Source organism: Streptomyces sp. NPDC028368 (genome assembly GCF_055565615.1).
Genome location: NZ_JBVHTY010000040.1, coordinates 1 through 8,138 on the forward strand (window position 1 = coordinate 1; position 8,138 = coordinate 8,138).

An 8,138-nucleotide genomic window follows, 5' to 3' on the forward strand; every position below is an offset into this window, starting at 1 on the left:
TCGTAGAGCCGATAACCGGCGGGACTACGAGTGGTCGGCGCTACCACCCCCGAATCCGAGTAGAACCGGATGGTCCTCACAGACAAGCCGGTCCGCCGGGAAAGCTCCCCGATCGCCCAGCCCGGCCCGCTTCGACAGCCGGCCCAGCAGCTCGGTGATCGCGTCGGCCGTCATCGGGGCGCCGAGCGGGGCGGCGAACAGGTTCACCAGCACGAAGCCGCTCACCAGGCCGTGCGGCAGCGCGATGCGCTCCAGCACGTACTGGTCGTAGGCGTGCACCACCAGGTGGTCCACCGGCTTCCACCGTCCCGGCGCCACCTCAGGCTGCCGTTTCGCTCACGCCCCGTTCGCGTTGTCGCGCCGCAAGGTGTGCAGGTGAGAGCCCTGCTTCGGGCAGCCCAACGGCGTCGAGTCCGGCATGAAGTGCATGTCCTCGCGCCGCAGACCCGCCGCGCCTCCCGGGCGCAGCCCGGCCCGGCCCAGCAGCAGCACGATGAACCGGTCCCGGGCGTTGCGGGCGGCCAGGAACAGCGCCACGATCTCCCGGTCGGTGGCCCGCTCGCCCTTCTTCCGCGGCACCTTCACCCGGTGGCGGGGTCGCATCCGGTAACCGGTGCTCCCCTCCCCTCGGGCCTCGACCGGCAGTTCCCAGTCCTCGGCCACCTCGAAGAGCTGGGCCATCACGATCGACGGCACCGCCTTCGTCGTGATGCCGTGCAGCAGGAACTGGCGCACCCCCGGCCGCGACGTTCCCGACCCGGGCCGGCTGCCGGGCGGCCTCCGCACCTGGCCCCGCCAGCACCAGCCCGTTCCCGGTCGGCCAGTCGACACCGGTCGTCTCCTTCGAGCCGAACTTCAACCAGACCAGGAACAGCCCGAACTCCTCCGCCGCCACCCGCCAGTTGCGGCCGGTCCGCGCGCACCAGCGCAGGTACAGCGCGATCTGCCCGGCGTAGGTCCGGGTCGTCAGCTCGGCCTGGTCCCGGCCGAACCGGACGTGCCGCAAGAAGGCGTCCGCGTCCGGCACCACCACGTAGTTCTCGTCGACCACCGTCCAGTACCGGACGCTGGACGGCAGCCTCACAGGAAAGGCCCTCAAGGGTCTCCTCCGATCTCATCTGCAACATGCCGCAACGATCACGACAGCCCCAGAGATGCGGAGAAGAACCCCAGGTCACCCCATGCAGTGCACCGTCCCACCACACTCACGAACGCCCGAGAGAACGCAGTACAGAAGAACGGCTTTTCGACCGTCACGGGCGGTGCGTTCGCGGACGACGTCGACGTAGCTCTGGCTGCCGAACCCCCGGACCACCAGCACGGGGATGCCCAGGTCGGAGAGCCATGAGGTGAACATCTGGCGCAGGGTGTCCTTCTCCGCCGCGACGTACAGGGCGTGTTCCTGGCCGCGGGTGCGGTCGAGGCGGAACCAGCCGGGCACTTCGCGGATGAACGCGCCGGCGTCGGTCCAGGCCGGTGGGACGTGGACCTCGCGGAGGGTGTCGATCAGGTCGGGGAAGTTGCCGTCCCTGCGGGCCTGGGCCAGATGGGAGGACAGCCTGCGGTAGACCGAGGGCTTGTTCGGGAGCAGGCCCTCGGAAACCAGCCGGTACATGACCTGGCGAAGCGTGACCCCGCCCTCGTATCCCTCAACGATCTCCCGGGCCCGGTTCACGATGCCTGGCCACCGGATCCTGGCGCCGTCCATGCGGTACATGTACCCAAATTCCCGCGCAGCCGGGCAGCGCAGGCCACAACAGCCTCCTCGCGCTCCGCCGCGGGCGGTCAGGGGCGGATGCGGGACAGGAAACCGCGGGGCTTTCGCGCGGCTTCCACGGTCACCGTGTTCCGCTGCTCTTCCTCGGCGGCTTCGGCCTGCAGGCGGTCGGCTTCCAGAGCCCAGGCCTTGCAGTCCTCGCACAGCTGCGAGTGCCTCGGTTCGCCGTGCCATCGCGCTGCCTCTTCGACGCTGCGCCACCGTTCGTCGGTGAACTCCGTGCCGCAGGCGGTGCACACGGGCCGGCGCGCTTCGCGCTCCTGTTCCCTGTGCTCGGCTTCGCGCTGTTTCTCGGCGAGGTACGCGGCGGCTTTGGCCTTCTCCTTGGCCTGGTAGCGGGCGGCGGCGGTGTCCTGGCGCGGGTTGCCGATCGCCTCAAGGAGCGGCTGCATGTGGCTGCGGCCAAGGCGCAAGAACGCCGGCCCTGCCGGGCCGTGCTCACGCAGCAGCTGCAGGCCGGTCACCACGATCGGGATCTTCCCGTCGTAGGTGTGATGGTCCTTGTGCGACTGGCCTTGCCAGTGCTGGCGGGTGAGGTCGGCGAGCTGCTGAGCGGTGGTGTCCGGGTTGCGCGGGCCGAGCTTGTTGAACACCAGCAGGACCGGCGGATGCACCACCTCGCCATACCGGTCGGCGGGGGCGGACCAGCGGGTGCGCCACATCGCCTTCTCCCGGCCGTCGGTGTCCTTCACCTTCCGCCGGTAGAACCGCATGTACTTGTCGAACTTGGCGGCGATACGGGCCGCGTCCTCAAAGCAGTTGTCGACCTCGATGAACAGCAGCGGCACCCGCGCCTCCGGCGCGGTCAACACGATGTCGGCCTGCACGCCGCCCTTGCCAGGGTTCGCCCAGGTACCGGTCGAGGGCAGCGGCACCTCCGTCGCATAGGAGGCGATGGCGCCGATCCCGGCCGGCGCCGGCACCGCAGCCGCGGCCGCGGCCACCGCCTCGGCCGGCTCCCCGTTCAGCAGTGCCAGGTCCGGCTGCGGGCGGAGCAGCGCGAGGATCGTCTCGTTGACCGCCATCGGATGTGGCGCGCCCGAGCGTCCCGCGCCCCGGGCGGTGCCGCCCATCTCGTCCATCGGCCGCCCCAGCTCATAGGAGGCGGCCTCCAGCCCGAGCGGCGTCAGACTCCGCAGCACCTCCCCATCCCGGGTACGCCCGCCGTCCAGCGTCAGGCCGTGCCCTCGCAGATCTGCGAGGGCCCCACGGTGCGCGGCGGTGCGCGCCTCCTTGCGCTTGGCCTCCGTGTCCTTGGTCGTGTGCCGGTAGGTCAGATGCGGCGACGACACGCGCTGGTTCTGCTCGGCGGTCGCAACCTTGAGCACACCCAGCACCCGCAGCACGTCCGCGCGCAGCGGATTCGACGACCCGCCCGGGTTCGTCTTCCTCTTCCCGGCCATCAGCCCTGCCCCTCCCGCTATCCGCCGCCGGCCTACCCGCCCGATGAGCGTCCGGCCCCGGACCCGATGGTCCCCTCTCCAACTGACAAGAGAGGAGAGAAGAGGGTCATGACGGCGCCGTACAGGCCCAAAAGTAGACGCTGACCAGGAGAAATGTAAGACATCTGCAAGCCGGGCACGGAAGTGGGTACGGCAGTAGGACCGGGAAGAGGAAGACGAATCCGCGCGGGTCACGGAAGCGCTCTCGGCAGGAGCCCTGGACGGCTTACCCCGACCCTCCCCCGCCCCTGGCAGCCACCGCGGGGTCACCACCGTCGCCGCGGACTGGGCGACGGCACTGCCTCTCCGCCAGCCGTCGATCGGTCATCACCCCACCACACGTCAGCCCCGAGACAAGATGGCGGCCGTCCGGGCTGACGTGCGTCACGCGGGGGACACGAAACCGCAACTGCCTCCAGGGGAACGAGGGGAACCGACGAAATGCGGCTCGTGGGGTGACGGAATGCCCTAACGCGGGTCAGCGGGGCGTGCGGCCGCTGCGTGTTCGTCGGTGCTCGCGCCGCACATTGAGCGCGTGAGTTGGCCACTCTGACGCTCAGTGTCGACCTGGCCGCGCGGCGTTTATCGGGGTCCGCTCGCTCGTACGGGTGGAAGTACTGGCGGTGCTTCACAGATAGGCGATCGCCACGCCCTAGCGTCGGCCTCGGTTTGTTTCTGAGTGAGAGGGAGGCGAGGAGACCATGGCGGACGATCACGTGATCGTGCATGGCGAGCGCGGCTGCAAGGGCAAGAGCCAGACTCTGAAGCCGGGCGTCTACGACACGAGCGCACTGGACGACGACGACTTCATCAGCTCGGTGACCATCCCCAAGGGATGGACGGTCACGCTGTACGAGGACTCCAAGTTTGGAGGCCGCAGCAAGACCCTCACCGCGACGGGTGACGTCGGCGACGACTTCGACAACATCACGTCCTCCCTGACCGTATCCAGCCCGGACAAGGAGGCGATCGTCAAGGTCGGCGACGGCCACAAAGACGGCAAGGGCGGCACGATCACCATCGAGCAGAACGACGTGGACGTCGACGCCAAGTCTCTCCTCAGGCTGACCCAGCGGTTCCCTCCGCGGTACGAGCAGATCATGGTCCTCAGCTTCACCATGACGATCGACCAGCCGCTCTAGGCGTCCCGCCCGGCCCGATCCCCCCGTGGCCCCGTCCGCTCTTCCGACGGGGCCACGTTCAATCGCCTCGGGCCCACACCTGACCCGAGCGGACTCGCCCCGGAGCCTTCGGGCGCCCGCGGTACTGGCTGTTCCGATCCTCCCCGCAAGCCGGTGGCCAACACTGACGCTCAGGATGGCCAACTGAGGCACAATCACGCTGGAAGTCTTCGCCACCAGCCGGTTCCCAATCTGAGAACTGGCCGTGACCACCCGTACCGACGACGCTGGCGTGCGGTGGTTCACCGGAAATCTCCACAGTTCTCCGCGGGATCATCACCCGGCGGCGGCTGCGCTTCGGCAGGTCAGTGCATTCCGTAGGTTGGCCATCGATCCGGACTGGAACCCTGGGTGGCCGATCGATTGGCAACGCCGCTACGCCGCCCTGGCCGACCTCCTCGGGCAAGGCGCGACGCTCGCTGAGGTCCTGCCCGGTGTGACCTACCGCGGCCAGGACATCGGCACGTGGCTGCAGACGCAGCGCGAGGGCTGGGACCAGCTGAGCGAGGGGCAGCACGAGCGCCTGGAGCAGCTTGGTGTCGAGCCGCTGCCCACCACCGCGCTGGAGACGCCAGCGAAAGCCCGTAAGAGCGGCTCAGCAGCCTTCGAGCGAGGCATCGCCGCCCTGACCCAGTACAAGAACCGCGAAGGACACGTGGCTGTCCCCCGGACCCACGAAGAGACCGTCGTGATCGACGACCAGGAACACGCAGTGAAGCTGGGGGTGTTTTTGTCGAACACCAAGAGCAGGCGCGGCAAACTCAGCGCAGACAAACTCCAGCAGCTAGCAGCACTCGGACTGGAATGGGCGGCGTAGGCGCGAACGCAGAAGGCGGCCCGCTGGCGATCCGGCGGGGCGTTTTCCGCTTGACAGGACGGATACCTCCTCGGCAGGTGGCTGAGCCAGCAACGCCGCAAAGCCCGCGCCGGCACCCTCGCCACCGCCACCACGGCGGCCCTGGCCGCACTCGACCCGTGGTGGAACCCACCCTTGGCTTTGTTCACGAGTTGCGACGGCAGATGTGCGCCTCACCGAGCAGCGCGTAGATGGCGGCGTGTTCGATGTTCATGAGAAATGGCAGCGGCCGTGGGGCGGCTGGCCTTGGATTCGCATCCTCCGGTCGAAGACCGTGCTCGATCACAGCCTGGTGGCCAGCCAGATGGTCACGGCCGCGGTGGCGGTGAGCCCGACATTGAGTGCGATCCGGCGGTCTTCGCCGGTCAGGTGCATGGCGATCGCACCGGTCTGCAGGAGGACGAAGCCGATGGCCGCGGCTGGCGCCAGCGAGGGTGCGATGCCGGTCAGCGGTGGCAGGACCAGGCCGGTCGCGCCGAGTATTTCGACCGTTCCCAGCGCCCTGAGGGCGGGCAACGGTATGCGGTCGACCCAGGCCATCATCGGGCGGAGTTGATCGCGGCTGCGGATCACCTTCAGCGTTCCTGCGTAGCAGTAGAAGAAGGCGAGCAGTCCGGCGACGATCCAGTAGGCGATGTTCATCGTTCCCGTTCATGGGCCACCGGTTCGCGGGGGCCCTGTCGATTGCGTCGATTGCCAGGGAAGCCCCTGGAGAAGGCTCGGTCCGTCGTCCGAGGGGGCCGGAAGGACGGCAGCGCCGTGTCCTCGCCGGTCGGAAGAAGGGTGGCTGGGCCGTTCCGTCCCGTCGGCTTCAGGCGAGGTCGGTGGCGGGCTCGGTCGCGTAGCGGCTCATCGCATCGATGTTGGCCTGTCGCGTCAGCGGCCGGCCGTCGGCGAATACCTCCTGGAGGTCTCGGAAGTACTGCACGTACAGGTCGGGGGTGAATGTGCTGAGCATGACGGCGGGCTGATCGGTCAGGTTGGCGAAGGTGTGCGGGGTACCGGGCGGAACCATCACGAGCGTGCCCGCGGTGGCGTCGTAGCCCTCATCCCCGACCGTGAACCGCACGGTGCCGGAGAGGACGTAGAAGCCCTCGTCGTGTCGGCCGTGGCGGTGCTGCGGCGGTCCCTGGGTGCGCGGGGCGAGGACGGACTCGGCGATGGCGAGGCGGTGCCCGGTGTGGCTGCCGTCCTCCAGAACGTGCATGCGCGTGGTGCCCAGAACGATCATCTCACCGTCGCCAGGACCCACCACCGATACGGCGGGGTCGGCCTGCGGCTCGCTGGTCTTCGCTTCTTCGGTCATGCTCACGAGTGCACCGCCGGGACCCCTCCGGTGTCCAAGACCCATCCCGCGGCGCCGATACCTCGTGGGTATCGTTGCAGCGTGGAGCTACGGACCTTGCGCTACTTCGTGGCGGTCGCCGAGGAACTCCACTTCGGCCGGGCCGCCACCCGACTGCACATGAGTCAGCCGCCGCTGAGCCGGGCGATCAAGCAGTTGGAGGCCGACGTCGGGGCCCTGCTCTTCGCCCGCTCGCCCACCGGCGTCACGCTCACGCCGGTGGGCACGGTGCTGCTCGACGAGGCGCGAGCCTTACTCGACCATGCCGACCGCGTCCGTGCACGCGTCAGCGCGGCGGCCGGCGCCGCAACCCTCACCGTCGGCATCCTGGGCGACGGCACCGACCCGGCAGTGTCCAGGCTGGCCGCCGCCTACCGCCGAAACCACCCCGGCATCGACATCCGCATCCGCGACACCGACCTGACCGACCCGACGTGCGGGCTGCGCGCCGGACTGGTCGACGTCGCCCTCACCCGGGCGCCGTTCGACGAGACCGCCCTGACGGTGCGTGCGCTGCGATCCGATCCGGTCGGCGTGGTCCTGCGCGCCGACGATCCGCTGGCCCGCCGCGACCGGCTGCGGTTGGCCGAGCTGAGCGACCGCCGCTGGTTCCAGTTCCCGCAGGGCACCGACCCCATCTGGCAGTCGTACTGGAACGGCGGCAGGCCGCGCGAGGGGCCAATGGTGCGCGCCGTTCAGGAATGCCTGCAGGCCGTGTTGTGGAACGGCACGGTCGGCCTGGCCCCGTTCGGACACGACCTGCCCGCGGAGTTGGCCGTGGTACCGCTGATCGACATGGCGCCGAGCCGAGTGGTGGCGGTGTGGAACGAAGGTGACACCAGCCCGTTGATCCGATCCTTCGTCGAGATCGCGACAGCCGCGTACCGCCACTGAACGCTGGCAACTGGTGCTGCCGCATCCCGTGAACAATTCGAACGCTGCGGCAATCGGGACTGCCTCCCGAAGCGGTGAACATCTGCTGCTCCTTCTCGCGTACAGAGCCACACCCTGGCCCTACACCTGGCACCGCACCTACCACCACGTCCGCGCCGCAGCCGCAGCCGGCCCCTTGCCCCAACACCCTCCAGCAGTGGGTCACCGCTCAACGCGCCCGCTGGCACGCCCTCCACCCCCAGCAACGGCACTTCCTCACCCTGATCGACATCGCACGATGAGGTCGGCCATCCCTGCAGTACGGCCTCGTCTGACCCGGCCAGCAGCGCCCGGCGTTGGCAGCACACCCAGCACATTCCAACGATCAACGAAACTGACCACCGCTCACCACAGATGACCAGATCTGATCAACCATCCACTACCTGACAAACCCAACCCCCAGCTCACCTCCACACCCCAGCCCGAGAACCACAAACCGACACCTGGCTATCCCTCGATAACCGAGAACCCACAACCGACACCAACTGATCGACTACGGGACCGAGGCGGACCGAGACAGACCGAGACGGGGAGAACACCGATGCCAGGAGGCAGACTCAGCCACCAGGAACGCCGGACCATTGCGGAGGGACTGGCCGAAGGG

Annotated in this window: 9 protein-coding genes; 3 read left to right on the plus strand and 6 right to left on the minus strand. The window is 68.8% G+C overall.

Translation table 11 applies throughout. The features are described 5' to 3' along the window. The 4 genes from ACZ4S3_RS40100 to ACZ4S3_RS40115 all read right to left on the minus strand — a co-directional run. On the minus strand, positions 1–113 hold a 113-nt coding region (locus ACZ4S3_RS40100; RefSeq protein ID WP_467943736.1), incomplete at its 3' end, for a MerR family DNA-binding transcriptional regulator. A gap of 223 nt (positions 114–336) precedes the next feature. Continuing rightward, positions 337–831, minus strand: a complete 495-nt coding sequence (locus tag ACZ4S3_RS40105; RefSeq protein ID WP_467943720.1) for a hypothetical protein — start codon at positions 829–831, stop codon at positions 337–339. 343 nt (positions 832–1,174) lie between these two features. Next, a complete protein-coding gene (locus ACZ4S3_RS40110) occupies positions 1,175–1,717 on the minus strand; it encodes a hypothetical protein (RefSeq protein ID WP_467943722.1) in 543 nt (180 codons plus the stop codon). Between the two features lie 68 nt (positions 1,718–1,785). Beyond that, the gene (locus tag ACZ4S3_RS40115) at positions 1,786–3,180 is read right to left on the minus strand and encodes a replication-relaxation family protein (RefSeq protein ID WP_467943724.1); all 1,395 of its coding nucleotides are present in this window, start codon (positions 3,178–3,180) and stop codon (positions 1,786–1,788) included. 740 nt (positions 3,181–3,920) lie between these two features. Between ACZ4S3_RS40115 and ACZ4S3_RS40120 the strand changes: the two genes are divergently transcribed. Together ACZ4S3_RS40120 and ACZ4S3_RS40125 are read left to right on the plus strand one after the other, a co-directional pair. Beyond that, positions 3,921–4,361 (plus strand): hypothetical protein, encoded by a 441-nt coding sequence (locus tag ACZ4S3_RS40120; protein ID WP_467943726.1) that lies wholly within the window; start codon positions 3,921–3,923, stop codon positions 4,359–4,361. Between the two features lie 244 nt (positions 4,362–4,605). Further along, positions 4,606–5,217 carry a helicase associated domain-containing protein gene (locus tag ACZ4S3_RS40125; RefSeq protein ID WP_467943728.1) on the plus strand — a complete coding sequence of 204 codons (612 nt, stop codon included), beginning with the start codon at positions 4,606–4,608 and terminating at the stop codon, positions 5,215–5,217. 321 nt (positions 5,218–5,538) lie between these two features. On the opposite strand, the gene ACZ4S3_RS40130 is transcribed toward ACZ4S3_RS40125, so the two are convergent. After that, entirely contained in the window at positions 5,539–5,898 is a 360-nt protein-coding gene (locus ACZ4S3_RS40130; RefSeq protein WP_467943730.1) for a DoxX family protein, read from the minus strand. A gap of 169 nt (positions 5,899–6,067) precedes the next feature. Then, positions 6,068–6,562 (minus strand): cupin domain-containing protein, encoded by a 495-nt coding sequence (locus ACZ4S3_RS40135; RefSeq protein ID WP_467943732.1) that lies wholly within the window; start codon positions 6,560–6,562, stop codon positions 6,068–6,070. An 81-nt stretch (positions 6,563–6,643) separates the two neighbouring features. Here ACZ4S3_RS40135 and ACZ4S3_RS40140 point away from each other — a divergent pair, with 81 nt between their 5' ends. Further along, the gene (locus ACZ4S3_RS40140) at positions 6,644–7,495 is read left to right on the plus strand and encodes a LysR family transcriptional regulator (protein ID WP_467943734.1); all 852 of its coding nucleotides are present in this window, start codon (positions 6,644–6,646) and stop codon (positions 7,493–7,495) included. The last annotated feature ends 643 nt before the right edge of the window (positions 7,496–8,138 follow it).

Coding starts and splice junctions, on each gene's coding strand:
- ACZ4S3_RS40110 (WP_467943722.1), bottom strand. CDS start 1,717: ATGTACCGCATGGACGGCGCCAGGATCCGGTGGCCAGGCATCGTGAAC.
- ACZ4S3_RS40115 (WP_467943724.1), bottom strand. CDS start 3,180: ATGGCCGGGAAGAGGAAGACGAACCCGGGCGGGTCGTCGAATCCGCTG.
- ACZ4S3_RS40120 (WP_467943726.1), top strand. CDS start 3,921: ATGGCGGACGATCACGTGATCGTGCATGGCGAGCGCGGCTGCAAGGGC.
- ACZ4S3_RS40130 (WP_467943730.1), bottom strand. CDS start 5,898: ATGAACATCGCCTACTGGATCGTCGCCGGACTGCTCGCCTTCTTCTAC.
- ACZ4S3_RS40135 (WP_467943732.1), bottom strand. CDS start 6,562: ATGACCGAAGAAGCGAAGACCAGCGAGCCGCAGGCCGACCCCGCCGTA.